Source organism: Deltaproteobacteria bacterium RBG_16_64_85 (assembly GCA_001798885.1).
In the GTDB taxonomy this organism is placed as follows: Bacteria; Desulfobacterota; Deferrimicrobia; order Deferrimicrobiales; family Deferrimicrobiaceae; genus FEB-35.
The window spans coordinates 6,778-31,044 of the sequence record MGQW01000078.1 but is presented as its reverse complement, the minus strand read 5'-3'; the positions used below and the strand labels follow the sequence as shown (position 1 = coordinate 31,044).

Here is a 24,267-nt window from a genome sequence, read left to right as displayed (position 1 = left end):
GGACGACGGCCACCTGGAGGATTTCGATCTCGTTGAGGTCGAGCATGCCGTTGCGGCCTCCGTCAGCCGGGATTCTTCTTGACGTAATCGTCCAGCGCGGATTTGACGGCTTCCTCCGCCATCACGGAGCAGTGGATCTTGACCGGGGGGAGCCCGTCGAGCGCATCCGCTACGTGCTGGTTCGTGATGGCCCGCGCCTCCTCGATCGTCCTGCCCGTGATCATCTCCGTCAGCATCGAGCTGGAGGCGATCGCCGCGCCGCACCCGAAGGTCCGGAACTTCGCCTCCACGATTTTGCCCTCCTCCACCTTGAGGTAGAGCCGCATCATGTCCCCGCAGGCGGGGTTGCCGACCTCGCCGATCCCGTCGGCGTTCTCGATCTCACCGACGTTTCTCGGATTCATGAAGTGGTCCATCACCTTCGCGCTGTAAGGTCCCGCCGCCATGGCCATGGCTACCTGCCTCCCCGTGCTTTCCGCTTCTGGTAATCGAGATACGTCGGCGACATCTCCCAGAGCCGCTTCACGATCCCCGGGAGGACGCTCAAGACCTCGTCGACCTCTGCCTCGGTGCTTCCTTTTCCCATGCTGAAGGTGATCGAGCCCGTGCAGATGTCGGAGGGGACCCCGATCGCCCGAAGGACCGGGGACGCCACGAGATCCTCCTCGTCGTGCCCCCGCAGGTTCGAGCTGCACGCCGACCCCGAGGCCGCCATCACCCCGTGGACGTTGAGGAACAGGAGCAGGGACTCCCCTTCGGCGTATTCCACCCAGAAGCTCACGTGCCCGGGGAGCCGGTCCGTCGGGTGTCCCGTGAAATGGAGATGTTCGACCGTGGCCGCGATTCCCTCCCAAAGCCGCTTGCCGAGCCGTCGCAGGCGGGAATCCCGTTCCCCCATCTCGATTTTTGCGATCCGGGCGGCCGCGCCCATGCCGACGATGCCGGGGACGTTCTCGGTGCCCGCCCGAAACCCTCTCTCCTGGAAACCCCCGTCGACCTGGGAAACGAGCGACACCCCCTCGCGGACAAAGAGCGCGCCCGTCCCCTTGGGGCCGTAGAAGTTGTGCGCGGAAAGCGTGACCAGGTCCGCCCCGGTCTCCCGGACGTTCAGGGGGATGTGGCCGGCGGAAGCCGTGGCATCGGTGTGGAAGAGAACCCCCCGCTCCCGGGCGATCCGCCCGATTTCGGCCACGGGCTCGATCGTCCCGATCTCCGAATTGGCGTGCATCACCGAAACGAGCGCTGTATCCGGGCGGATGGCCCTGCGGACATCCCCGGGATCGACCCTCCCGTCGGAGTCCACCTTCAAGGTCGTGACCTCGTACCCCCGGTTGCGCAGGGGGATCAGGGCGTTTTGCACCGAGAAGTGCTCCACGTCCGAGACGACGATGTGCCTGCCTTTTTTTCCGTTCGCCTCGGCGGCCCCCTTGACCGCCAGGTTGTTCGCCTCCGTCGCCCCCGAGGTGAAGACGATTTCGTCGGGGCTGGCATCGAGCAGCGACGCAACCTCCGACCGCGCTGCGTCCACTGCCTTGAGCGCAGCCTGCCCCTGGTCGTGGATGTGCGACGAGGGGTTGCCGTAAAGCTCCAGGAAGTACGGCTTCATCGCCTCGAAGACGCGGGAATCGAGGGGGGTTGTCGAGATGTGGTCGAAGAAGATGCGCGCCATCGGCCGTTTCCCTTGATTACTCCTTCACCTTGAATTCGGCCATCTTGTCGCGGATCAGCTGGATGTGGCCCTTCTCCTCTTCGGCAAGGAACGCGAACATCGCCTTCATGGAGGGGATCTCCGATTCCTGGGATCCTTTCCGGTACTCCCCGTAGTTCTGCAGCTCGAGCCGCAGTGCCATGCGCAGTACTTCCTCCATCGTCCATTTCGCCATGGATGTCCTCCCGCAGGGTGATCCTGCTGAAGCGGGCGCGCCCGCCCCGTTGCGTCTGATTCTCCGGTTACCGGTTATAGGATACTTGAGGATCAAGTTGTTGTACAATTCCCCGAATGAAGAAACTCCCCCTGTTCCTGGCCGGGATCCTCGCCCTGGCCTTCATCGCGGCCCTTCCCTGGTACCGCGGCTGGCAGCCGGCCTCGCAGAACGCCCGGGAAGGACCGGCTCCCATGGCCGGGGGGGGGGCCGGCCGGATGGCCCCGCCGTTTTCCCTGCGCGACATCAGCGGGAACAGCATCAGCTCCACCCGGTTCGCGGGAAAGCCGATCGTCATCAACTTCTTCGCGACCTGGTGCCCTCCCTGCCGCCAGGAGATCCCCGGCTTCGTCGAGGTCTACAACAAGTACCGCGGCAACGGCTTCGAGCTCGTGGGGATCTCGCTCGACATGGACACGAAGGGAAACCTCCCGGCGTTCCTGACACAGAACCGGGTCGAATACCGGATCCTCATGGGCGACATGGCCACCGCCCGGGCCTACGGCGGCGTCAGCACCATCCCCACCACCTTCTTCGTGGGGAAGGACGGCATCATCAAGAACGTCCACATCGGCTACCTCGACAAGGACACCTTCGAGCGCGAAGTCCGCAAGCTTCTGTAAACCAGCGGCCCCTTCTGCGGCTTCGTTCCCGCAGCAGGGGGGTCTGAGCGAGGCTTTCAGGCAAAGGTTGAGCGCAGGCTTGCGGTTCCCGGCAAGCCGAGCGACTTCGCTGCCGGCCCCCCTGCGAGGCAACGAAGCCGCTCGGGAGGGGCTGTTAGGGGTTGCGGGAAAAAACGACGGGAGGCGAAAAGGTGTGCTTTCGCCTCCCGTCCATTGTCACCACTCGCTGTTACGAGGAATGTGCCTCTACGCCGGAACGCACGCGGCGGTGGGGCACACCCCCGCGCAGGCGGCGCAATCGGTGCACTTCTCCGCATCGATGATGTAGACGGGGTCCCCCACCGCAATGCACTCGGCGGGGCACTCCGGTACGCACACGTCGCAGGCGATGCATTCCTCCGTGATCTTGTACGCCATGTTGCCTCCCTAGGATGTCTGTCGGTTCACACCACTTGTTCCACTCGCTTTACCGAGGGAATCTCTTCCTTGAGCGCCACCTCGATGCCGCCTTTCAGCGTCATCGTTGCCATCGGGCACCCACCACATGCGCCGGTGAGGCGCACCTTCACCACACCCCCCTCGACGTCGACAAGTTCCACGTCTCCCCCGTCCGCCTGGAGGGCGGGGCGAATCTTGTCCAGTACCCTTTCAACTTCCAATCTCATGGAGGTACCTCCCTTTTTGATCTCCCATTATTATACGATGTCATTCCCCGGTCCGTCGTTCCTTGATGAAAATCAATCCGCGGACAGCATTTCGTAGCCGCCCTTTTTGAGCGCGGCCTTCAAAAGCTTGTAATTCTTCGTCTCGACGCGGAGGACGAGGATTTTCCTGTCCGGGTCGTCGTTCGTCGCCGTGGCCACGGACACGATATTGACGTCGAAATCCTTCATCAGCTTCAGGACCTCGAAGAGCATCCCGGGCCGGTTCGGAAGGGAGAGCTCCATCCGGTAGCCGGGCCCGCTCACCCCCATCGACTCGATGAAGGCGTCCAGGATGTCGGTCTCCGTGATGATCCCCACGAGTTTCCCTTCCTCGATTACCGGCAAGCAGCCGATCTTCTTCTCCCGCATGATGAGGGCCGCCTCCTCGATGGGGGCGGACGACGAGATGGTGTAGGGCCGTCGCGTCATGATCTGCTTGACCTTCACCTTGTCGAGCAGGTAGTAGATCTCCCGGATCTCGAGGGCGGTCGCCGGAGATGGGGAGGCCTGCTTGATGTCGCGCTCGCTAACGATCCCGACCAGCTTTTCTCCATCTTTGAGCACCGGGAGGTGCCGGATCTCGCGCTCTTTCAGGAGGTCCATCGCCTTCTTCATCGAGTCGTTCTCATCCACGAAAACGGGGTTCCTCATCATGCGCTTCGCTACGTTCATCATCTTCCCTCCTGTGATGTCCCGCCGTAATGAGCACCGGTCAGGTGAAGTATTGTCGAACCAGGTCGAACGTGTGAGTCAGATCGGCGTTGGAAACCAGGAAGTAGAGCAACCCTTCCTTTTCCCAGTAGACGAACGAGATTCCTTCCTTCTCCCACGAGAGGAAGGAGGACTCGGAAAACAGCGGCGAGTCCTTTCCTCCGCGGAGCGTGTCCGGCCGCACGATCAGGAGGAGATACGATTCCTCCCCGAAGGCGAGGTGCACCGCCGCCGCGGCCTGCTTCCCGATCTTCTCGCGGGTCGCGCTCCTGTAGGAAAAGAGCCGCTCGTCTCTGGGAAGCACCACCCGCACTCCTACCCATCCCCGGATCCCCTCCTCGACGACGCCGGGATCCAGCGGGACGCCCTTCGTCCCTGCCTTCTGGGACGCGGCGAACATGCGCTGAGCTTCCCGCGCCATCCCTTCCACCCTCCGGGTCCCCGAGTCGCGCAACATGCGGTAGCCGACGACGGCGACGGTCAGGGTCAGGAAGATCAGGACGACCGACAGTCGGGGCCGGAAGTTCCACAGCCCGAACAGGGAAGACCGCTGAGTCTCGGCGTCACCACTCAATGATTTCCACCCCGAGGGCGCGCATCAGCGTCCGCGTCGCGGAGTGAACCCTCCCGCCGAAGAACACCACCTCGCGCACCTTCCTGTTTTCCAGCCATTCCTTCGACGTCACGAACTCCCCGGTTACCCGGACCGAGTGCCCTTCCTTTTCCCCGCCGGAGATCAGGAAGTCGCGTCGGGTTTCCGAGGAGATCCCGGCTTCCTTGAGCATCCGCCGGAAGATCTCCCTTCCAGGCTCGTCCTTCGGGACGGGAAACACCGTGAAGCCCGAGTCCCTGACGAGCGTCCGGAGGGCGGGCGACATCTTCCCGGTGTCCGCGACGTACCGACGTCCTCCCGTCTCGAAAGTCCGCTCGGGCTGGACGATCAACTGGAATGCGTCCGCCTTCCCGCCGATCTTCAGGCGCTCGCCTTCCTTCTTCGGTATGCCCATGTAATCGAGCGCGAAATCCAGGGCGGCGAGCCCTCCCGGCGGGACCGCCATGCGTTGAGGCGCGTCGGCGCCGGTAGTGTCGTCGATCCCGACGAGGAATCCCTCGAGCGCCGAGGGGTCGATGGCGAACGGGAGCACGCGGATGCCCACGCGGTCGGCATAAAGGAGGACGGCGCCCAGGTCCCCCGAGGGCTTCTCCGGCACCTCCTTGATGAGGATCACCTCGCCGGAGAGCAGGCTCCTGGGTGTCCGCAGGACCACCCAGTCGGCCGGAAGGGTGACGGAGACCCCCACTCCGATGACAAGGGGGCGGGAGATCCCCCCCTTGACCGAATGATACCCCGATGCCTGGAGGAGCCTGTGTAGGATCTCCCCCGCGTCCCGGGTCCCCTCAAGGGAAACCACCCGGTAGTTCTTCCAGGTTTCCGTTATCAGGGATCGTATGTTCTGAGGCAGCGACCCCCTGAAATCGATCAACGCCTGCGTGCCGTTCGTGAAGCGCGCGACAGGGAAATCCTCAAGGTTCAATATCACCTCCCCGCCGGAGGGTACGGGAAGGTAAAGCGTGCCGCGGTCGGCCAGCTTCTCCCCAAGGCCTGCGAGAATATCCGTCAGCAGGCCCCGGTAGGGTGGCCTGGGGACGGGGAGCGCCGCCTCTTCCTTCTTCGCACGCTCCGTTTTCGCATGCTCCTTCGAGGTTTGCATCACCGGCGCGGACGCCTGGGGCGCGGAGGGCGCGCGGATCTGGGCCTCCGGCTTGGCCGAATCGGCAACTGCCGGGACCGGCTCCGGGGGGACGTCCCTGGACAACGCGACGGCAGGCGCTTCCTCGGATGCCGTTACGGAAGGGGCTTCCTGCGGCTGCTCGTAGTACGCCGCGGTCGGAAGCAGAATGGTCGTTCCCGCGAAGATCCGGTCCACGTCGCGGACGGATTCGTTGATCTCCTTCACCGCCTCCAGGTACCGGGGAAGGTCTCCGCGGGAAACTCCCTGCCTCTTCAGGAGCTTCGTCAGATTGTCCCCCTTGACCACGCGGTGGGCAGCCGCCTTCCCCTCGAGACCCGGGGGAATCCTCGGGAAGGAGGCAAGCGACGGAAGGAGGATTTCCTGGCCTGGCTTGAGCTTTCCCGGGTCGGCGACCGCGGGATTGGCCCGCTTGAACTCCCTGAGGAGGGAGGCGTATTCCGCAGGGAAAACCGGATTTTTACGGTTGAGGATCCTCCAGAAGCTTTCCCCTTCCATGACGGTGTGGACTTCGTAGAAGTTCTTCTTCCCCTCGGAGGTGTCCGCGAAGATCTTCTTCTCCAGGAAGATCTTCGGGCGCTCCTCTTCCTGCGCCGGCGCGGCAACGCCCAGCAGGAGAACCGTGGCTCCTACCGCAAGGAATCCCGGCCTCAATATCCCTCGCCGGTGAATGTGCATACTCCCCCGCTCACTCCGACCGTTTTGTACATCTTGGGGCTTTCCCACGGCTTGTCGAGTATGCCGTCGTGGATCGCCCAGCTCCTCCCACGGACCGTCTTCCAGTACTCCTGCTTCCGGAAAGGGGTGCTGCCGTCCAGCCGCGCGTGGAGCACGCCCCCGGGGCGAAATTCCCGGTCGATCCCCTCCATCATCTCCCTTCCTTTGACATATTGGAAGCCGCCGCGTTCATACAGGACGGCGCTGTTGTAGCTCATAGGCTCGAGGAAGTAGAACCGGTGTCCGACGCTGACGAAGAATTCGTCCCAGCAGGAGATGAGGTCCCGCATGGCCCGCAGGCCGCGCCGGACCTGGGCGGGGGCAAGTCCCGCCTCCATCGCGCGGATCTCCTCCGGGATATTCCTGCGCGCGGTCCCGAAGTACGTGTCCTGCCCGTTCTCGTCCACGTCGATGTTGAACCGCTCCCCGTCGGGATCGTTCACGATGATGAAGGAGATCTCCATCTGCCCGAACGGCGAGTTGGACACGTCGAGGAAATAGGAGGCGTCCCGGTCTCCCGGATCCCGCCGGAGGTCGATCTGGAAAAACGGCATGTTTTCGGGGCAAGCGAACTTTACGCACCGCGCCCCGGCCGGGTTGGCATACGTCTCCCGGTCGATGGAGAACATCTCCAGAAAGCGCGCCGGGATGAGGACGGACAGGAGCCGCTCACGCTCCTTTTCCGCCATCTTGTTGATTTCGTAAATCGTTGTGGGCAAGGGGATTAACTAATCTTTCTCATAGAGGGCATCGAGCAGCATCCCGTACTTCTGGATGACCACCTTCCGCTTGACCTTCAGCGTGGGCGTCAGCTCGCCGGTCTCCTGCGAGAAGTCCGTCCCGAGAAGGACGAACTTCTTGATCTGCTCGAAGGAGGCCAGCGACCGGTTCATCTCCTCCACGCGGGCGCTCATCATCGCGATGACGCGGGGGTCTTTCGCGAGCGCCACCGGGTCCCGCTCCGGGATCCCGTTCTCCCCCGCCCACCTGACGAGTTCCTCGGGGACCAAGGTCAGGATCGCCGTCAGGTACTTCTTCCGGTCCCCGTAGACGAACGACTGGCTGATGAACCGATCGTTCTTGAGAAGGTTTTCGATGTTCTGGGGAGCCACGTTCTTCCCCCCGGAAGTCACGATGATGTCCTTCTTGCGGTCCGTGATCCGCAGGAACCCGTCCGCGTCGATCGCCCCGATGTCGCCGGAGTGGAACCATCTTTCCTGGTCGATCGCTTCCCGCGTCGCCGCCGGGTCGCGGTAATATTCCTTGAATACATGGGGGCCGCGGATGAGGATTTCTCCGTCGGAAGCGATCCTGACCTCCGTGCCGGGGATCGGTTTGCCGACGGTACCGAACCTGAAGTTCTCCTCCGATTGGGCGGACACCACGGAGGGCGTTTCCGTCAGGCCGTACCCCTCGAGGATGAGGATCCCCATGGCGTGGAAGAACTCCGCGATCTCCCGGGCAAGCGGCGCCCCCCCCGACACGAAGAAGCGGAGCCGCCCTCCCAGCCGGTCCCGGATCTTCCCGAACACGAGCCGGTCGGCCAGGGAGAACTTGAACCCCAGCAATCCGCCGACCGGCTCCCGCCGCTGCTTCAGCGCCGAGACCTCGCGCCCCACGGAGAGCGCCCATTGGAAGATCGATTTTTTCAGCCCCCCTTCCTGTTGCACCTTGCCGAGGACCGCGGCGTAGAACTTTTCGTACAGGCGGGGGACGCTGATCATGATATGCGGGCGGATGGCCGGCAGGTCCTCGGCCACCGTCTGAAGACCCCGGGCGAACGCCGTGACCGCCATCACATCGAAGGAGAGAAAGTGTTCGAACCGGCCCAGGACGTGCGCCAGCGGGAGGAACTGGAGCATGACCGAGCCCCGCGGCACGCAGCAGATCTCCTGTGTGGACGTCACGTCGAAGGCGACGTTGCTGTGCCGGATCACCACGCCTTTCGGGGGCCCTGTGGTCCCCGAGGTGTAGATGATCGTCAGGTCGTCCTCCGGACGGATCTCCTGCGCCCGCGACTCCAGCGCGCCCGGGTGCGCCGCTGCGTATTCGGCGCCCCTCGTGCGGAGGCCGGCAAGGCCGACCGTGCCTTCCTTCCCCTCGGGGTTCCCGGTGAGCAGGATCACGGTGGACAGCTCCGGCAGTCTCCTCCTCGCTCCGGCCACCTTGTTCCACTGGGACTCGTCCTCGACGAACGCCGCGCGAGCCCCCGAGTGGGCCAAAATGTATTCCACCTGGTCGGGGAGATTGGAAGGGTAGATCGGAACGGTGACGAATCCGCAAAGGATGCCGGCGACGTCGGCGAGGGTCCATTCCACCCTCGTGGAGGAGAGGATCGCCACCTTCTCCCCTTTGGCCAGCCCCAGGCTCATCAGGCCGCAGGCCATTTCCCGGACGGCCGCCCCGACCTCCCGGTAGCTCAACGACTCCCACTTTCCATCGCGCGGAACGAGGTAGCGCGCGGCGTCGCCCCCCTCCGCGATCCGGTTCAGGAACATCCGGTCGATCGTCGTTTCCTTCATCTCCCTCGGCTCCTTCGCGGCGAACGTTTCCTACCGGAAAAACGGCAAAACGTCCTCGAATGTTACCATCCCCCGGCGGAGGAGGTCATGCACGGACTCGACCGCCGAGTAGAAATCCTCCTGGAGCAGGAGCCCAAGCTTCTCCTCCAGCGATGCGTCGGAGGCAACGGGATTCTCGCCTGGGATCCACCCACGTCGGCCCGCCCGTTCCCCAGTTGTTTTAAACTTTATAAAAAAGGGGGGGGAAAGTAAAATAATTAGTATTTCGCCAAACCGGCAGAATTCCGGGGGAAAAAGTGAACGAAAAAAGATTGCGGACAGCGGCCCCACTCCTGTTGGTGTGCCTCGCGGCCGGGGGCTGCATGGTCACCAGCTCCAGGTACGAGACGAAGACGAAGGAGGCCGATACCCTCCGGGACGCGGTCGCCTCTGCCAACAAGGAGACGGTCGTGCTGCAGGCAAGGAACGAAGCCCTTCAGAAACAGCTCGCCGACGCCAGGGAAGCGGAGGCGGCGCTATCGGCCCGGGTGCAGGCGCAGGAGGCGGAGATAAGCCGTTTCGCCGAGGAGAACGCTTCGGCGCGGAAGAACTACGAGGGCACCCGGATCACGCGGGAGCAGTTCATCTCCGAGCTCCTGGAGAAGGAAAAGGCCACCGGGAAGCGGATCCAGGAATTGAACGCGAGGGCGCAGGCCTGCGAGGCCTCCCTGGAATCCCTTCGCAATGGGAAACCAGGAGATAACGAGGCGCTGATCCGGGAGCGCGACATCCTGCTCGGCCGGGTAGAGCGCCTCACGGAAGAGCACCGTCAGGAGGAAAAACGCCGGGAAGACCGGTTCGCGGCACTGGCGGAGGCTATCGGCAAGGTGTCCCGCGACATCTCGGTCACTCCCCTGGGCCCCGCACTGAACGTGGTTCTCCCGGAAAACGTTCTGTTCGTAAAAGGGAAAACCACGCTTTCCAAAGGGGGCAAGAAGGTCATCGCCGAGGTGGGAACGGCGGCGGCGGAGTTCCCCACGGCTTCGATTCTTCTTTCCACAGGGGGGAAGAAGCTTGCGGAAGAGATCCGGGCCGCCCTCGCCAGCCCAGGGAAGATCCCCGTGGAGCGAATCCTCCTGAAGTTCAACGAAAAGGAAAAGGGCGCGGAACTGCTGCTATTGGTCCCGTAACCGTCGGCGTTCGTACTGTGCTATTTTAGGGAGGCGCGCGACAACGCTTCCATGAAGAAGGAGGGGGGATGGACGTCTTCGAGGCGATGAAGGGACGGCAGAGCGTGCGCAAGTTCCGCAGGGAGCAGGTCCCCCGGCAGACTCTCCTCAAGATGGCGGAGGCCGCATCGTGGGCCCCGTCGGCGGGCAACGTGCAGAACGTCCGGTTCCTTATTGTCGAGGACAGGGAACTCCTCACGCGGATGAAGGGGATCGTGGACGAGGTGGTCTCCCGTACCACGCGGAAGGCCATTGCCCCGGACAAGATCAACAATTACAACCTGTTCTGGGGTGCGCCCGCGGCGGTGTGCGTCATCGGAGCGCCGTACGAATCCACCACCGACCGCATCCTCCGGGAAAAGGACCAGGAGCGCCACCGCATCCGCCGGTTCCAGGTCAACGCCGGGCTGCAGAGCGTCTCTGCGGCCGTCACCCAGTTCCTGCTCGCTGCCTATGCTCTGGGATACGGCACGTGCTGGATGACCGGACCGCTGATCGCCAAGCCGGAGCTGGAATCCGCCCTTTCGATCCGATACCCCGAGGAGCTCCTCGCGGTGATCGCGGTAGGAAAACCGGATTCTCCTCCCGCAAAACCCCCCAGGAAGCCGGCAGCGGAGTTCACGGAGTTTCGGTAGAGGCCGTCTTCTCGATCCGGAGACGCTTGATCCGGTACCGCTCGGTTTCCGAAACCGTGATCCGGTAGCCGTGAGCGAGGAAGGTCACCATCCCTTCCGGGACGTCCTGCAGATAGTCCATCACGAACCCTCCCGCCGTCTCGTACGTCGCGCCCATGGGGAGGTCGATACCGTACTCCTCTCGGAGGACCCGGACCGGCGTCGCCGCGGGGACCGACAGGGCACCGTCTTTTTCCCACTCCGGTCCTTCTTGGGACTCGGTTCCGTCGGCAAGCCTGCCCACGATCTTTTCCAGCAGGTCGTGGATCGTGATCACGCCGCACAGTTTCCCGTGCTCGTCGATCGCCACCGCCATGTGCACCTTTGCCCGCTGGAACCGGCGCAGCAGGTCGGACACCTTCATCGACTCGGGGACGTACATCGGCCGTTCGAGGAAACCTTCCCAGCGCCCGTCCGGAGGCGACCGGAAGAGGCTGCACGAGGAGAGGATCCCCACCACCTCTTCTCCGTTGGGCGAGATCACGGGGTAGCGGGAATAACCGGAATCCCCGACGATCCCCGCTGCCTCGGAGCGCGGGGTCCCCTCCTTGAGGAACACCACCTCCGCCCAGGGGGTCATCCCTTCCGCGACCGTCGTCTCCCCGAAGCGCAGGACCCCCTCGATCATCTTCTCCTCGGTGGCGTCGATCGTCCCGTGTTCCGCACCCTCCTCGATGACGCCGAGGATCCCCTCTTCGGACCCGAAGCGGATGTCCATCAGGGCTTCGGGGGAGTACCGCCCGCCGAAGAGAAGCCGTCCCAGCCCGTCGAAGAGGCGGGCCGGGAAGACCGCCATGCGAAGAGCCGCCAGGCAGACGCCTCCCCAGCGGAGGACCCGCCGCGGGTTCTCCATCGTCTCGCAGGTCGCGATGTTCTCCAGGTAGAAGAGGAACAGCAGGTAGGCGGCCAGCCACGCTGCACCCAGGCCGGCACCTGGCCATCCCCCCGCGATCAGCCCGAACGCCGCGGCCGACGCTCCGGCGGCGAGCCCCGAAGCCGCCTTCAGAACGGTCGCCAGCGTCCATAGCGAAAAGGGGTGGCGAACCGATGGATCGCGGACAGCGGCGAGCAGGCGCTCCGCCTTCCGGTCGCCCCGGGCGCTTTCCTCCGCCAGCCCCTCCTCCCCCAGAATGAGCAGGGAAGACCGGATGGCGGTCGCGGCCGCTGCGGGGAGAGACAGGAAGACCGCCAGCAGCGCACACAGCCAGTGGGTCTCCATTTCTTTACTATATCCGATTCTGCTATAGTGAAAAGGCCCGCATGGAGATCCGATGAACAGCGTCGCCTTCGTCTATCATCCGGATTACTTGTTGCATGCCCCTCCCTTTGAGCATCCGGAGTCCCCGGGCCGGCTCGTGGCCATCGCCGATCACCTCGCCGAGAGGGGACTCTTGGACAAGATGGTTCCCGTCACTCCGGGTTTCCCGGACGAGGCTGACATCGTCCGCGTCCACGATCCTTCGTACCTCCAGAAGATCGAGATGGCGTGCCGGCGCGGCGACCTGACGCTGGACGCCGAGGACACCTACCTCAACCGGAACTCCTACACCGTCGCCTTCCGCTCCGCCGGCGGTGCAATCGCGGGTGCGGAGGCCGTGATCACCGGCAAGGTCCGGCGCGCGTTCTGCGCGATCCGCCCGCCCGGGCACCACGCCGACAACCGGACGGGGATGGGCTTCTGCCTCCTGAACAACATTGCCATCGCAACCCGGTACCTGCGTTCGCGGCACGGAGTTTCCCGCATCTTCATCGTCGACTGGGACGTGCACCATGGAAACGGAACGCAGAACATCTTCCTGGAGGATCCGTCCGTCTTCTTCTTCAGCATTCACGAGCACCCTTCCTTTCTCTACCCGGGGACGGGCAGAAGGTGGGAAACCGGCAGGGGGGCCGGGGAAGGGACGACGCTCAACGCGCCGATGCAGCCCGGGGCGGGGGACGCCGAGTATCGCATGGCGTTCGAGCAGATGCTCCGCCCCGCGATCGACGCCTTCCGGCCGGAGATCTTCCTCGTCTCCGCCGGGTTCGACGCCCACAAGGACGATCCCCTGGCCGACATCCAGCTCACCGAGGAAGGGTTCCGCTTCATGACCCGCTTCGTCGTCGAGATGGCGGACCTGCATTGCGGGGGAAGAATCGTCTCCCTGCTCGAGGGGGGATACGAACTGAACTCTCTTACGTTATCCGTGGAAGCACACCTACTGGAACTCCTCGGGAAATAGCACCGGGAGGAGGAGGAAGAATCCATGTTCGTCATCCGGAGAATGCAGCGGAACGTCGTCACGATATCCCCGAATGCTTCGCTATTCGAGGCGCGCGAGCGAATGCGCCGCCATAGCATCCCCCAGCTTCCCGTGACGGGGGAGAACGGCAAGCTCATCGGCATCCTGTCGAACCGCGACATCCGGGAGGCGACGCTGCCGGTGGCGCTCCTGCGCGGCGCGACGGAGAAGGAAGCCGAAGACCTCCTCAAGGAAACGACCGTGGAGAAGGTCATGACCCGTAAGGTTGTGACGGCCACCCTCGCCGACACCCTGGAGGACGCCATCGTCCTTCTGCACGATTTCCGCGTGAACTCGCTCCCGGTGCTGGACAGGGAAGGACGGGTGGCGGGAATCATCTCGCGGGCCGACGTCCTCAAGGCGTTCATCCAAGTGCTGGGCGTCGGCGAAATCAGCTCCCGGCTGGAAGTGGTCGTGCCGGACGTACCCGGGGGGCTCGCGCAGATCGTCTCGATCATCAAGGAGTACAACGTGAACATCACGAGCGTCCTGACCACAGGGCATGCGGAGGAGGGGAAGCGCGCGATTTTCTTCCGCGTCGCCACACTGAACGTCACCCCGCTTAAAAAGGCGATTGAGGAGGCGGGGTTCCAGATCCTTGATCCGTCGTCTTTCCACCTGTGAAGGCGATGCTGCTTTCCGGATTCCGGCCGGTCGCGACTTCCCCCTTAAGGCTTGCAGAGCTGCCGCCCCCCGAGCCCGGGCCGGGTGAGCTCCGGGTGAGGGTGTCCGCCTGCGGCATCTGCCGGACGGACCTGCATGTCATCGAGGGGGACCTCCCCCCGGTCCGCCTCCCGCTCGTTCCCGGGCACCAGGTCGTCGGGACGGTGGACCTTTTGGGCGAAGACGCAAAACGCTTTTCCCCGGGAGCGCGTGTGGGGATCGCGTGGCTGCGCCACACCTGCGGCTCGTGCGCCTTCTGCGCGGCGGGGAAGGAAAACCTGTGCGAAGCGCCTCTGTTCACGGGCTACCACCGGGACGGAGGCTTCGCGGAGTACGCGGTCGTGCCGGAGGCCTTCGCCTACTCTCTCCCCCGGGCGTTCTCAGACGCCGAGGCCGCCCCGCTGTTATGCGCAGGGATCATCGGGTACCGGGCGCTGCGGCGCGCCGACCTCCCCCGGGGAGGCCGGCTCGCCATCTACGGATTCGGCTCCTCCGCGCACATCGTCATCCAGCTGGCGCTTCACAGGGGCTGCGAAGTATTCGTCTGCACGCGCGGGGAGCGCCACCGGAACCTCTCGCTCGAGATGGGTGCCTCCTGGGCGGGGGAGGATCCCGCGGAGATGCCGGTCGCCGCGGATTCGGCGATCCTCTTCGCCCCGGCGGGGGAGCTGATCCCGCCGGCGCTGCGGGCGCTGAAAAAAGGCGGGACGCTGTCGCTGGCGGGTATTCACATGAGCGACGTCCCGTCGATGAAATACGAAGAGTGCCTATTTTACGAGAAGAACCTCCGGAGCGTGACCGCCAACACGCGCCGGGACGGCGAAGACCTCCTGCGGGAGGCCGCGGAGATCCCCATCCGCCCGAAGGTCACCCTCTTCCCGCTGGAAGAGGCAAACCGCGCCCTCCAAATGCTGAAGGCGGACGAGATCCAGGGGACGGGCGTCCTCGTCGTCTCCTGATACGAAGGCAACGGAAATCGCTTCGCCTTCCGTTTGGGCGCGCAAACGCGGCGGAGAAATTGCCGATTACGGCTTCCTTCCCGTAGCAGGTGGGTCCGGTGGAGCCGCCGCAGGAGGGGAGCGCAACCGTGCGGGTCCACCGCACGGCCACGAACGGAGTCCCCCTCAGAGGGGGCGAAGCCGATGCCGGGCGCTTACGCTTTCCCTTCCTTGCGCAGGATCCCCTCGGCGGCCAGGATCCCGTTGAGGGCGGCGCCGATGATCCCCCGGGACTTGCCCACGCCGTCCCCCGCGACGAACAGGTTCGGGAGGTTGGTTTCCAGATGCCGGTCCGTCGTGTACTTCGTGTCGTAGAACTTGATTTCCGGGACGTAGACGGTCGTCGAAGGGTGCGCCACCCCCGGGATGACGCGCGACAGGAGCAGGAGGCTCTCCCGGAGATTGTCGACGATCCTCCCGGGGTACGCGAACGAGATGTCTCCGGGGGTGACCCCGGGTCCCGGCGGGAGAGTCGGCGTCATCTTGTCGTATCCGAGTGCCGCCGAGTGGAACGTCTCCGTCTTGGAGCGTCTTCCCGCGGTGAGATCCCCCCACCGCTGTACCACCAGGCTGTCCCCTCCGCCCCAGAAGTTGGCGAACTCCATGACCTTGCGCCCCATCTCCGTCGTGTCCTGGAGAGGCTCGGTCATCGACACCGTGTTGAGGATCGCGAAGTTCGTGCAGGGGGTCTTCCATTTCTTCAGTGCGTCGCCGTTGACCAGCCGGCAGCCGTTCCGGATCTCCACGCGCACCCTGCCGCCGGGATTGGTGCAGAAGGTGCGGGTGCGGTCCCCGTGGGTGGGCGTGACGAAGAGGAACTTCGGGTCGTAGAGGACCTGCGTGATCTCGTCGTAAACGGGCAGGGCCACTTCCACCCTGCACCCGATGTCGATGGCCCCCCACCGCGTCTGCACGCCGAGAGACCGCGCGACCTCCCGGAACCAGTACGCCCCTTCCCGCCCCGGGGCGGCGATCAGGTATCTCGATGCGAACTGCCCTTTCGAGGTGTGGACGCGGAACGGCCCGTGGCGGTCCCGCTGGAAGATGTCCTCCACCTTCGTACGGAGGGAGAACGTCGCCCCGTTGCCGGCGATCGAATCCGTCATGCGGGCCACGACCTGGTGCGCCAGGTCGGTCCCCATGTGACGCTGACGTGCCGGCAGGAGCGTGATGTCCCAGTCTCCCTTCGGGGTGGCGCGCCGGACCCAGGAGACCCGGTCCAGCCACAGGCCGATCCGAACCGCGTCCGCGCCGTAAAGGGTCCGGTCCGCGCCGTGCTCGAGGAACACCTCGTCGATCCGTGCGATCCGGTCGCCGGCTTCCTCCTCCGAGATCTGCAGCTCGGTGAGGTCGAGCCCGATCTGCGGCGAGAGGTTGAGCTTTCCGTCGGTCATCGCCCCGGCCCCTCCCGTGCGGGCCTTCTCCTCGAGCACCAGGACGGAAAGCCTGCCGGACAATGTCCGCGCGGCGAACAGCCCCGCGGGCCCCGCGCCGATGACGATCACGTCCCAGGTCTTAGAATCGAGAGACACGGGGACCACCCGAAAGCTTGAATGGATAAACCGTAAACCCCTCGGCCCGAAGGAGCGATTCCACCTTCCTGCGCTCCTCGGGGCTGCGAAGAAGGCCGAACGCCACTCCCCCGCCGCCCGCCCCGCACAACTTGACGCCGGTGACGTGCTTCCGGAATTCCCGCAAGGCGAACGTCTTTTCCACCCTCGGCGAGGAGACGCCTGAAGCGAGGGTCTTCCGGATTTGCCATTCCCGTCCGACGGCACGGCCCGCCGCGTCGACATCTCCGTTCCTGACGGCGTCCCATGCGTCGCGCGCGGCGGCGGCGATTCCGCGAAACCTGCGCAGGATCTCCGCGTTCCCCTCGATCGCGCCGCGGATCATCCGCCAGTTGACCTCCGCGGAACGGTGAACCTTCCCCGTGCCGGCGACAAACCCGTGCGAGGCGAGCTTCCGGCCGGCGTCGCTCCCGGGCGCAATCCTGTCCGCCTCCATGCCGCCCGGCAGGAATCGGATTCCCTGGATCCCCCCGCGCAGCGCAGCGACGTGGTCCTGGCGCCCCGTCAGGCAGCGCAGGTGCCCCGCCTCGATTTCCATCGCCGCACGGGCCGTCTCCTCCCATCCGCGCCTCCGGCCAAGAAGGGCGTCCATCGCCAACATCGTGGCCACCAGGAGCGACGACGACGCCCCCAGCCCTGACCCCAGCGGCGCCTCGTTCCGGAAGCGGAGCTCGACCTCCTTCACGGGAGAAAAGAACCGGAGCGCGTCGGCGATCAGGCCGAGCTTGCCCGCAGTCGAAAAACCGTGCGTGTCGGCGGCTTGCGCCCCGAGCGAAAAATCCTCCGAGTACAGGCGGGCGGGACCGCGGACGGGCGCCACCTCCACATGGCTCCGGATCCCGATCGCCGCGTTGACGGTCATCGAGCCCGGGACGAGGAGATACATTGGATAAATGTCGAGCGTGCCGCCCGCCAGATCCACGCGGTTGGGGACGACCACCCGGATTCGGGAAGAGGTTTCCATTGGTTTCGTTCCATCGTCGTTTTACCACGGGAAACCCGGAAAGAGAAAGCCGCCATTTCCTCCTTGAAGGGGAGGCGACAACCCCGGTATAAATAAAATCATCCAACGAGCAGGGAGGATCTCCACATGCCACCCGTCAAGATTCGCTGGTTCGGACATTCCGGCTTTTCCATCCAGGACCCCTCCGGCAAGACCGTCCTCGTCGACCCCTGGTTCCAGGGAAACCCGACCGCACCGAGCGGGCCGGAAGGGATCGCGAAAGCGGATTTCCTCCTTCTCACGCACGACCACTTCGATCATGCCGCGGACGCCGCCAGCATCGCCCGCATGACCGGGGCGCTGGTCGTGGGGATCTTCGAGCTTGTGGGGGACCTCAAGGCCAAGGGGGTCCCGGAAACCCAGCTCCTTCACGGAGGAGTGGGGATGAACGTCGGAGGGACCGTGGTCCTCGACGGCTTCTCCTTCACCATGACCGAGGCGAGGCACTCCTGCTCCCTCGGAGCGCCGGTGGGATATGTCATCAAGACCCCATCGGGCACGACCCTCTATCACTCGGGGGACACCGGGATCTTCGCGGGGATGTCGCTCATCGGGGAACTGTATCCGATCGATGTGGCGCTGCTTCCCATCGGCTCCGTCTTCACCATGGATTACCGCCAGGCCGCGAAGGCGGCTTCCCTGCTCCAGGCGAAGACGGTCATCCCGATGCACTTCGGGACGTTCCCGATCCTCGAGCCCAACGCCGACCGGTTCGTCGCGGAGATGAAGAAGGTCGCCCCGGGAACCCGCGTCGTCGTGCTCAAGCCCGGCGAGGAAACAGCGATTTAACTTGGGGGGGACACCCTCATGAATGTCCCCCGAGACCCCGGCGAGATTTTCCCGAGCACCGCTGGATTCCCGCCGGTGGCGACGGGAACGTTCCCCGTCTGGCGGCAAAGGGCAAGGTAGGCAAGGAAAGCGAATGCCGCGGCTTTGATGTACTGCGGGGGAAGTCCGAGCGTCTCGGTCGCCCGGATCTTGAGTCCCGGCATCCGCGCCGCGAGGAACGCCGCAAGCGCCGGGTTCTTTCCCCCGCCGCCTCCCAGGAAGATCTCCTTCACGGGCCATTTCGGCAGGACGTAGCGATCGAACGCCAGCCGGACGGTCTCGGCGGTGTAGGCGGTGAGCGTGGCGAGGAGATCCTCCCGGGAGAGGCCCTCTTTCCGCGCCGAGGCGATGATCTTCTCCAGGCGCGGCCGGCCGTACCGCTCCCGCCCGGTGCTCTTGGGGGGCGGAAGCGCGATGAACCGGTCCCCCCGGATCAGGCCGGCGAGGAACTTCTCCTGCACCGTTCCCCGCAGTGCCCAGGCGCCGTTCTTGTCCATCGTTCTGCGCCCGGCCGAAAGCCGGCGGACCGCGCCGTCGATCAGCAGGTTCCCCGGCCCCGTGTCGAAAGCGGCGAGGACCTTCCCCTGAGGGCTCACCACGGTGGCGTTCCCGATCCCGCCGAGGTTCTGAAAGGAGGAGAAGCAACCCCGTCCCCGCAGCAGGATCCCGAGAAAGGCCGGCACAAGCGGTGCGCCCATGCCACCCGCCGCAATGTCCGCCGGGCGAAAGTCCGATACCACGGTGATCCCCGTCCGTTGCGCGAGGAAGGAGGGTTCGCCGATTTGCAGGGACGCCCCGGTCTCCTTCAGGAAGCCGCGCCGCTTGACGGGATAGTGCCCAACCGTCTGCCCATGGCAGCCGACGGCCGCCACCTCTTCCGGCCGGATCTCAAGGTACGCAAACGCCTTTTCGAGCGCGGAGGCGAAAAAATCCCCGAGGGTCATCGAAAGACGGCAAAGCTCCTCCTTGTCGGCCTCCCTCGCTTCGGAGATCCGCAGGACCCGCTCGCGGAGGTCCCGGGGATACGGGACGGAATAAAAGCTGCGGAACCGGCAGGCGATGTTTCCGCGCACGGGCGAGAAGGAGGCGAAAGCGATGTCGGCCCCGTCCGCCGAGGTTCCCGACATGATCCCGGCGCAGAGTGCGGCTACCACAGCTTCTCGGCCACGGCCGCCATGAGGAGCGGGAAGAGGATCTCGTGGGGGCCGATCAGGTGGTACCCCTTCCCGCCCTGGAGCGTGGGGCGGGTCACGACGTTGACGTCGGGACGGTAATGGCGGATGAAGTCCATGTTCACGGTGGTGATCCGGGAGAGCGGCCTGCCGAGGTTCCGCGCGACAGCCACGGCTTTCAGGAAGACCTCGGGCAGGACCACCGCGGAGCCGACGTTCAGATAAACCCCCCGTTCCAGGCGGCAAACCATCTCGCAGAACCGGCGAAAATCCCTCTGGGAGGCTTCGCCCATCGCGGCGCCGTCCGCCTCCGGGTGCATGTGGATGATATCCGAACCGATGCAGACATGGATGGTCACCGGCACGTTCAGCCGCCACGCCGCCGCCAGGAGACTCCTGCGTCGATACCGGGCCCGGGACGCAGCGATGGCCTTCCCCACCGACTCGCCGAATCCCAGCCCCTCGGGGACCCCCGACGCCAGGGCGGAATGGATGAACTGGGCCGTCTCCCGGGCCATCCCGAAGGAGCCGTCGGAGAGCTGTTCGGTCACGTCCTCGGAGGTTTTTCCGGCCAGCGCCAGCTCCGTGTCGTGGATCACCCCGGCGCCGTTCATCGAAACGCAGTCGAACAGCCCCCTCTCGAGCCCCTGGATGAGGAGGGGGGAGAGCCCGACCTTGATGAAATGCGCGCCGATTCCGAGGAGGACGGGAGCGCCCCGCTTCTTCGCGGCCGCCACCGCACCGACCACCGCCCCGAAGTCCTTCGCCGCAAGGTAGTCGGGAAGACCCGCGAGGAAATCGGTGAACGAGATCCCCTTCCGGACCGGGGCGCCGAATCCCTTGAACGTGACCTTGCTCTTTCGCGAGTAGAGCGACGTCCTGCGGAGGCGGGTCGGGTCGACGCCGCTCATCGTTTGCCGACCTGCCGGAAGAGGAGGGTGTCCGTCAGGTCGCAGAGGATGTGTCCGATGGTGATGTGAGCCTCCTGGATGCGGGGGGTGCTCCGGGAGGGGACGGCCAGGGCGATGTCGGCGTTCGAAGCGATCTTGCCGCCCTCGGCCGTGAGTGCGATCGTGACCATCCCCAACTTCCTCGCCACGCGGAGGGCCTTCAGCACGTTGGCCGAGTTGCCGCTCGTGGAGATGCCGATCGCGATGTCTCCCTTCTTCCCGAGGGCCTTGACCTGCTTGCTGAACACCTCGTCGAACGCGTAATCGTTCGAGATGCTGGTCAGCAGGGAGGTGTCCGTGGTCAGCGCGATCGCGGGAAGAGGAGGGCGCTCGATCTGAAAGCGGTTCATGAACTCCGCCGCGATGTGCTGGGAGTCCGCGGCGCTGCCGCCGTTTCCGAACAGCAGGACCTTCCGCCCCCCCCTGAACGCATGGGCGATCGCCTGGGCGGCCTCCAGGATACCGCCGGTCATCGTCTCCATCATCTGAAGGCGCAGGTCCGCCCCTTCCTTCAATATTTTCGCGATCGCTTCCTGCACGGAGGTCCCTCCGGAAAGGATAGGGGATCATAATCGCTTTTCCGACCTGTCGCTGTCAAGAATCCCTCGTTGGTGGGGCATCGTTGCCTTTCCTTTCGGGAAAAACCGTTGTAGCATGTTGCGCATCTATTCCGTTAACGAACGAAGGGAATCATCCGTGGATGCGGTGATCGACAGGATCCTCTCGGAGGCAAAAACCGTAGCGGTAGTCGGCCTCTCCGACAAGCCGGAGCGTCCGAGCCACGCCGTTGCACGGTACCTCCAGGAAAAGGGCTACCGGGTCATCCCCGTGAATCCCTTCCTCGCCGAGGTGTTGAGGGAGAAAGCCTACCAATCGTTATCCGACATCCCGGTGCGCGTGGACCTGGTCGACGTGTTCCGGAAATCCGAGGCGGTCCCGCCGATTGCGGAGGAAGCCATCCGCATCGGGGCACGGTTCTTCTGGATGCAGGAGGGCGTCGTCAACTTCACTGCCCGCGACCGGCTGGAGCGGGCGGGAATCCCTGTAGTGATGGACCTCTGCATGAAAAAGGAACTCGCGAAGCGCGGAAAGTGAGGAAGAGAATGGCAGGTAACATCCTGGAACTGAACAGCGGGAATTTCAAGTCGACCGTGGACAGCGGCCAGACCCCGGTTCTGGTGGATTTCTGGGCGCCCTGGTGCGGCCCGTGCAGAGTCATCGCCCCCATCCTTGAGGAAGTCGCAAAGGAGATGGAAGGGAAGGTGCGCATCGCCAAGGTAAACGTGGACGACAGCCCCGACATCGCCTCGCAGTTCGGCGTTCGGGGAATCCCCACTCTCATCCTGTTCAAGGAAGGCCAGATCAAGGGACAGATGGTGGGCGTCAACCCGAAGTCCAGTATCGTCCAGCTGATCCAGAAGAACCTGTAATGGCGGGGGACACTCCTGGTTTTCTCGGCGAGGAAACCAGGAGTGTCCCCCCTCGCAAGCCTCAGAGCAGGGCGCTTGCGGGTCTCCTCGCGGCGCTCCTCTGCGCAGCGTGCGGTCCGAAAAGCTTTCCCGTCGGGTCCGTCCCGTTCCCCTCGCAGAAGCCTGTTTTCGTCGATGCCTCGGGGCAGCCGCAGTCGGGCCTGCCCGAGTCCCCGGAGCCGTTCCGGCTCATCTTCCTCGATTACGTCTGGTGTCCGCCGTGCGCGGATACCTGGAAATCGATCCGGGACGCCTCCCGGGAGATCCCCGAAGGGTCGGTGCGCGTCTACCGGGTACGGTTCGACCGCGAGCGGCTCCTCGGCAGTGAAGGGACGGCGGAGGTCGAGCCCCTGCGACAGCCCCCTCTCCCGAATGCCGGAACCCTGCCGGTGATGAACGTCGTCGCCCTCCCGCGCACCTTCCGGGAACAGTTCGGCCCGGAACAGGCCCCCATCCTCCTCCTGACGGACCGGGAGGGGAAGGTGTTCAAACGGTGGATCGGCGCCTCCCCTTCCCTTTCCGCCGACATCGTTTCCGAGATCAAGCGCTTATCGAGCGCTCCCCCCCTCCCTGAAACGTGAAGCGGCTCCTCGCCAGGTTGGCCATGATCCCCAGCGCCATCATGTTCGTCAGCATCGACGACCCGCCGTAGCTGACGAAAGGCAGCGGGATCCCCACCACCGGGAACAGTCCGCACACCATCGCCAGGTTGATGGTGACGTGGGCCAGGAAGTACACGGTGATCCCCCCGCACGCGAACGACGCGAACCGGTGCTGCGACCGGGAGGCCAGGTGGAATCCCCGGTAAACGAGGCAGAGGAACAGGACGAGCAGGACCAGCGCTCCGACGAATCCCCACTCCTCCGCCAGTACGGCGAACGCAAAATCCGTGTGCTGCTCCGGGAGGAACCGCAGGGACCCCTGCGTTCCGTGCAGATATCCCTTGCCGAGGAATCCTCCGGACCCTACCGCGATCTTCGACTGGATGACGTGGTACCCCGCGCCCAGGGAGTCCCGCTCCGGGTCCAGGAACGTGAGGACCCGCTGCTTCTGGTAGTCCTTCATCACGAACCAGAGCCCCGGGACCGCGAGCGCACCCGCGCCCCCCATGAAGAGGAGCACCCTCCCCTTCACGCACGCGACCACGATCATCCCCACCAGGATGATCATGAACACCCCTGCCGTCCCCAGGTCAGGCTGGAGCCCGACCAGGAGGAAGGGAAGGATCACCAATCCGATGGCGGGCACGGTCTCCGAGAAGCCGATCCCGTCGTAATGGTAGCGGTCGGCGAAGTACTTCGCGAGCGCCAGGACCACCGCGACTTTGGCGAACTCCGAGGGCTGGAAATTGAATGCCCCCAGCGAGATCCATCTCTGGGCGCCCCCCCGGATCTTGCCGGCGACGAGCACGACGACCAGGATCGCAAGGGCCCCCCAGAAGACGGGCCAGGCAATCTCCTCGATGAAACCGTCGCTCATCAGGTAGAAGGAGAAGAAGGCCAGTATCCCCAGGCAGATCCAGACCAACTGCTTGACGAAGAGCGGCAGGCCCGGCGTGCCGATCACCCTTGTCCCGCTGTACACGTTGAGCAGGCCCACGCCGCACAGGAGAAGGGCCAGCAGAAGAATCGGCCAGTCCAGCCTCGCCATTTTTCCCCGCCGGATCATTTCCCCTCCTGCGCCTTCTCGACCTGTTTCTTCCGGAAGTACTCCTGCATCACCGCCTTGACGACGGGAGCGGCGGCGGATCCGCCGTGCCCCCCGTGCTCCATCATCGCCACGACGCAGATCTCGGGGTCGGCCACGGGCGCGAATCCCGCGAACCAGGCGTGGTCACGGATCAGGTAGGGCAGGTTCTCGGACTTGATCATCTTCCCCTTGACGGTCGCCACCTGCGCCGTCCCGGTCTTTCCCCCCACCTCGATTCCAGGGAGCTTGGCCGCGCCGCCCGTCCCGTAATCATTGACGACACCCGCGAGGGCGCGGCGGATGAAGGCGATGTCCTCGGGCTTCCACGGGATCTTCCGGAGGAGCTGGGGAGGGATCTCCTTCTCCTTGCCGTCCATCCCCACGATCTTTCGGACAAGGCGGGGACGCATTACCTCTCCGCCGGCCGCAATCGTGGAATAACCGGCCAGCATCTCCAGCGGCGTGACGTGGATCGCCCCCTGGCCGATGCCCAGGATCGCCCTCTCCGAATCGTACCACCGCTCCTTCGACACCTTCCGCTTCCACTCCGTGTCGGGCACAAGCCCCTTCCTCTCTCCCGGCAGGTCGATCCCCGTGATCGTGCCGAGCCCGGCTTCCTTCTCCAGCTTCGCGATCCGGTCCGGCCCGAGCCTGAGTCCCATCGTATAGAAATAAACGTCGCACGACTGCACGATCGCCTTGTACATGTCCACCGTCCCGTGCCCCTTCTCCCTCCAGCACCGGAAGCTCCGGTTTCCGATCTGAAGGTACCCCGGGCACAGGACCGTGGCCTTCGGGTCCTGGAGCCCT

29 protein-coding genes are annotated in these 24,267 nt (G+C 64.8%); 10 read left to right on the top strand and 19 right to left on the bottom strand.

What is annotated here, in order from left to right; all coding sequences use genetic code 11:
- Positions 1–62 precede the first annotated feature (62 nt).
- The 3 genes from A2Z13_10485 to A2Z13_10475 are packed head-to-tail and all read right to left on the bottom strand — an operon-like array spanning position 63 to position 1,883.
- Positions 63–446 carry a Fe-S cluster assembly scaffold protein NifU gene (locus A2Z13_10485; protein ID OGP76862.1) on the bottom strand — a complete coding sequence of 128 codons (384 nt, stop codon included), beginning with the start codon at positions 444–446 and terminating at the stop codon, positions 63–65.
- An 8-nt stretch (positions 447–454) separates the two neighbouring features.
- On the bottom strand, positions 455–1,669 hold the full coding sequence (locus A2Z13_10480) for a cysteine desulfurase (protein ID OGP76857.1): 1,215 nt from the start codon (positions 1,667–1,669) through the stop codon (positions 455–457).
- 16 nt (positions 1,670–1,685) lie between these two features.
- Entirely contained in the window at positions 1,686–1,883 is a 198-nt protein-coding gene (locus tag A2Z13_10475; protein ID OGP76856.1) for a hypothetical protein, read from the bottom strand.
- Between the two features lie 116 nt (positions 1,884–1,999).
- Here A2Z13_10475 and A2Z13_10470 point away from each other — a divergent pair, with 116 nt between their 5' ends.
- On the top strand, positions 2,000–2,545 hold the full coding sequence (locus tag A2Z13_10470) for a hypothetical protein (protein OGP76855.1): 546 nt from the start codon (positions 2,000–2,002) through the stop codon (positions 2,543–2,545).
- 246 nt (positions 2,546–2,791) lie between these two features.
- Here A2Z13_10470 and A2Z13_10465 read toward each other — a convergent pair whose 3' ends face one another.
- The 8 genes from A2Z13_10465 to A2Z13_10430 form a co-directional block, all read right to left on the bottom strand.
- Positions 2,792–2,962: a 4Fe-4S ferredoxin gene (locus A2Z13_10465; GenBank protein OGP76854.1), complete on the bottom strand. Its 171-nt coding sequence runs from the start codon at positions 2,960–2,962 to the stop codon at positions 2,792–2,794.
- Between the two features lie 26 nt (positions 2,963–2,988).
- Complete coding sequence (locus tag A2Z13_10460; protein ID OGP76853.1) at positions 2,989–3,210, bottom strand: hypothetical protein; 222 nt, start codon at positions 3,208–3,210, stop codon at positions 2,989–2,991.
- Between the two features lie 72 nt (positions 3,211–3,282).
- Entirely contained in the window at positions 3,283–3,921 is a 639-nt protein-coding gene (locus A2Z13_10455) for a hypothetical protein (GenBank protein ID OGP76861.1), read from the bottom strand.
- Between the two features lie 40 nt (positions 3,922–3,961).
- A complete protein-coding gene (locus A2Z13_10450; GenBank protein OGP76852.1) occupies positions 3,962–4,534 on the bottom strand; it encodes a hypothetical protein in 573 nt (190 codons plus the stop codon).
- The gene (locus A2Z13_10445; protein ID OGP76851.1) at positions 4,524–6,365 is read right to left on the bottom strand and encodes a hypothetical protein; all 1,842 of its coding nucleotides are present in this window, start codon (positions 6,363–6,365) and stop codon (positions 4,524–4,526) included. The genes A2Z13_10450 and A2Z13_10445 overlap by 11 nt, the downstream gene beginning before the upstream one ends.
- A complete protein-coding gene (locus A2Z13_10440) occupies positions 6,362–7,153 on the bottom strand; it encodes a hypothetical protein (protein ID OGP76850.1) in 792 nt (263 codons plus the stop codon). Before A2Z13_10440 ends, A2Z13_10445 begins: the two co-directional genes overlap by 4 nt.
- A 3-nt stretch (positions 7,154–7,156) precedes the next feature.
- The gene (locus A2Z13_10435; GenBank protein OGP76849.1) at positions 7,157–8,950 is read right to left on the bottom strand and encodes a hypothetical protein; all 1,794 of its coding nucleotides are present in this window, start codon (positions 8,948–8,950) and stop codon (positions 7,157–7,159) included.
- Positions 8,951–8,980: 30 nt separating this feature from the next.
- Positions 8,981–9,280 carry a hypothetical protein gene (locus A2Z13_10430; GenBank protein ID OGP76848.1) on the bottom strand — a complete coding sequence of 100 codons (300 nt, stop codon included), beginning with the start codon at positions 9,278–9,280 and terminating at the stop codon, positions 8,981–8,983.
- A 5-nt stretch (positions 9,281–9,285) separates the two neighbouring features.
- On the opposite strand from A2Z13_10430, the gene A2Z13_10425 reads away from it, so the two are divergent.
- Together A2Z13_10425 and A2Z13_10420 are read left to right on the top strand one after the other, a co-directional pair.
- Complete coding sequence (locus A2Z13_10425; GenBank protein OGP76847.1) at positions 9,286–10,119, top strand: hypothetical protein; 834 nt, start codon at positions 9,286–9,288, stop codon at positions 10,117–10,119.
- A gap of 68 nt (positions 10,120–10,187) precedes the next feature.
- Entirely contained in the window at positions 10,188–10,793 is a 606-nt protein-coding gene (locus A2Z13_10420) for a hypothetical protein (GenBank protein ID OGP76846.1), read from the top strand.
- Here the strand turns inward: A2Z13_10420 and A2Z13_10415 are convergent.
- Positions 10,777–12,051, bottom strand: coding sequence for a hypothetical protein (locus tag A2Z13_10415; protein OGP76845.1), 1,275 nt, complete (start codon positions 12,049–12,051; stop codon positions 10,777–10,779). The two genes, A2Z13_10420 and A2Z13_10415, sit on opposite strands and share 17 nt — an antisense overlap.
- A 52-nt stretch (positions 12,052–12,103) precedes the next feature.
- Here A2Z13_10415 and A2Z13_10410 point away from each other — a divergent pair, with 52 nt between their 5' ends.
- The 3 genes from A2Z13_10410 to A2Z13_10400 are packed head-to-tail and all read left to right on the top strand — an operon-like array spanning position 12,104 to position 14,736.
- Entirely contained in the window at positions 12,104–13,054 is a 951-nt protein-coding gene (locus A2Z13_10410) for a histone deacetylase (protein ID OGP76844.1), read from the top strand.
- A 24-nt stretch (positions 13,055–13,078) separates the two neighbouring features.
- Positions 13,079–13,738 carry a hypothetical protein gene (locus A2Z13_10405; protein OGP76843.1) on the top strand — a complete coding sequence of 220 codons (660 nt, stop codon included), beginning with the start codon at positions 13,079–13,081 and terminating at the stop codon, positions 13,736–13,738.
- Positions 13,735–14,736 (top strand): alcohol dehydrogenase, encoded by a 1,002-nt coding sequence (locus A2Z13_10400; protein OGP76842.1) that lies wholly within the window; start codon positions 13,735–13,737, stop codon positions 14,734–14,736. Before A2Z13_10405 ends, A2Z13_10400 begins: the two co-directional genes overlap by 4 nt.
- Before the next feature lie 194 nt (positions 14,737–14,930).
- On the opposite strand, the gene A2Z13_10395 is transcribed toward A2Z13_10400, so the two are convergent.
- A complete protein-coding gene (locus tag A2Z13_10395; GenBank protein ID OGP76860.1) occupies positions 14,931–16,307 on the bottom strand; it encodes a hypothetical protein in 1,377 nt (458 codons plus the stop codon).
- The gene (locus A2Z13_10390; GenBank protein ID OGP76841.1) at positions 16,291–17,310 is read right to left on the bottom strand and encodes a hypothetical protein; all 1,020 of its coding nucleotides are present in this window, start codon (positions 17,308–17,310) and stop codon (positions 16,291–16,293) included. The genes A2Z13_10395 and A2Z13_10390 overlap by 17 nt, the downstream gene beginning before the upstream one ends.
- Before the next feature lie 126 nt (positions 17,311–17,436).
- Here A2Z13_10390 and A2Z13_10385 point away from each other — a divergent pair, with 126 nt between their 5' ends.
- The gene (locus tag A2Z13_10385) at positions 17,437–18,138 is read left to right on the top strand and encodes a hypothetical protein (GenBank protein ID OGP76840.1); all 702 of its coding nucleotides are present in this window, start codon (positions 17,437–17,439) and stop codon (positions 18,136–18,138) included.
- On the opposite strand, the gene A2Z13_10380 is transcribed toward A2Z13_10385, so the two are convergent.
- Genes A2Z13_10380 through A2Z13_10370 form a run of 3 tightly spaced genes read right to left on the bottom strand, consistent with a single transcriptional unit; the run spans position 18,135 to position 20,838 of the window.
- Positions 18,135–19,304, bottom strand: a complete 1,170-nt coding sequence (locus A2Z13_10380; protein OGP76859.1) for a hypothetical protein — start codon at positions 19,302–19,304, stop codon at positions 18,135–18,137. The two genes, A2Z13_10385 and A2Z13_10380, sit on opposite strands and share 4 nt — an antisense overlap.
- Positions 19,305–19,324: 20 nt before the next feature.
- A complete protein-coding gene (locus A2Z13_10375; protein OGP76839.1) occupies positions 19,325–20,260 on the bottom strand; it encodes a hypothetical protein in 936 nt (311 codons plus the stop codon).
- The gene (locus A2Z13_10370) at positions 20,257–20,838 is read right to left on the bottom strand and encodes a phosphoheptose isomerase (protein ID OGP76838.1); all 582 of its coding nucleotides are present in this window, start codon (positions 20,836–20,838) and stop codon (positions 20,257–20,259) included. Before A2Z13_10370 ends, A2Z13_10375 begins: the two co-directional genes overlap by 4 nt.
- 157 nt (positions 20,839–20,995) lie before the next feature.
- Here A2Z13_10370 and A2Z13_10365 point away from each other — a divergent pair, with 157 nt between their 5' ends.
- Genes A2Z13_10365 through A2Z13_10355 form a run of 3 tightly spaced genes read left to right on the top strand, consistent with a single transcriptional unit; the run spans position 20,996 to position 22,349 of the window.
- A complete protein-coding gene (locus tag A2Z13_10365; protein OGP76858.1) occupies positions 20,996–21,394 on the top strand; it encodes a CoA-binding protein in 399 nt (132 codons plus the stop codon).
- 8 nt (positions 21,395–21,402) lie between these two features.
- Positions 21,403–21,729, top strand: a complete 327-nt coding sequence (locus tag A2Z13_10360; GenBank protein OGP76837.1) for a thioredoxin — start codon at positions 21,403–21,405, stop codon at positions 21,727–21,729.
- Positions 21,729–22,349, top strand: coding sequence for a hypothetical protein (locus A2Z13_10355; protein OGP76836.1), 621 nt, complete (start codon positions 21,729–21,731; stop codon positions 22,347–22,349). Before A2Z13_10360 ends, A2Z13_10355 begins: the two co-directional genes overlap by 1 nt.
- Here A2Z13_10355 and A2Z13_10350 read toward each other — a convergent pair.
- Both A2Z13_10350 and A2Z13_10345 read right to left on the bottom strand, forming a co-directional pair.
- Positions 22,309–23,436, bottom strand: coding sequence for a rod shape-determining protein RodA (locus tag A2Z13_10350; protein OGP76835.1), 1,128 nt, complete (start codon positions 23,434–23,436; stop codon positions 22,309–22,311). The two genes, A2Z13_10355 and A2Z13_10350, sit on opposite strands and share 41 nt — an antisense overlap.
- Positions 23,433–24,164 (bottom strand): hypothetical protein, encoded by a 732-nt coding sequence (locus A2Z13_10345; GenBank protein OGP76834.1) that lies wholly within the window; start codon positions 24,162–24,164, stop codon positions 23,433–23,435. Before A2Z13_10345 ends, A2Z13_10350 begins: the two co-directional genes overlap by 4 nt.
- Between the last annotated feature and the right edge of the window lie 103 nt (positions 24,165–24,267).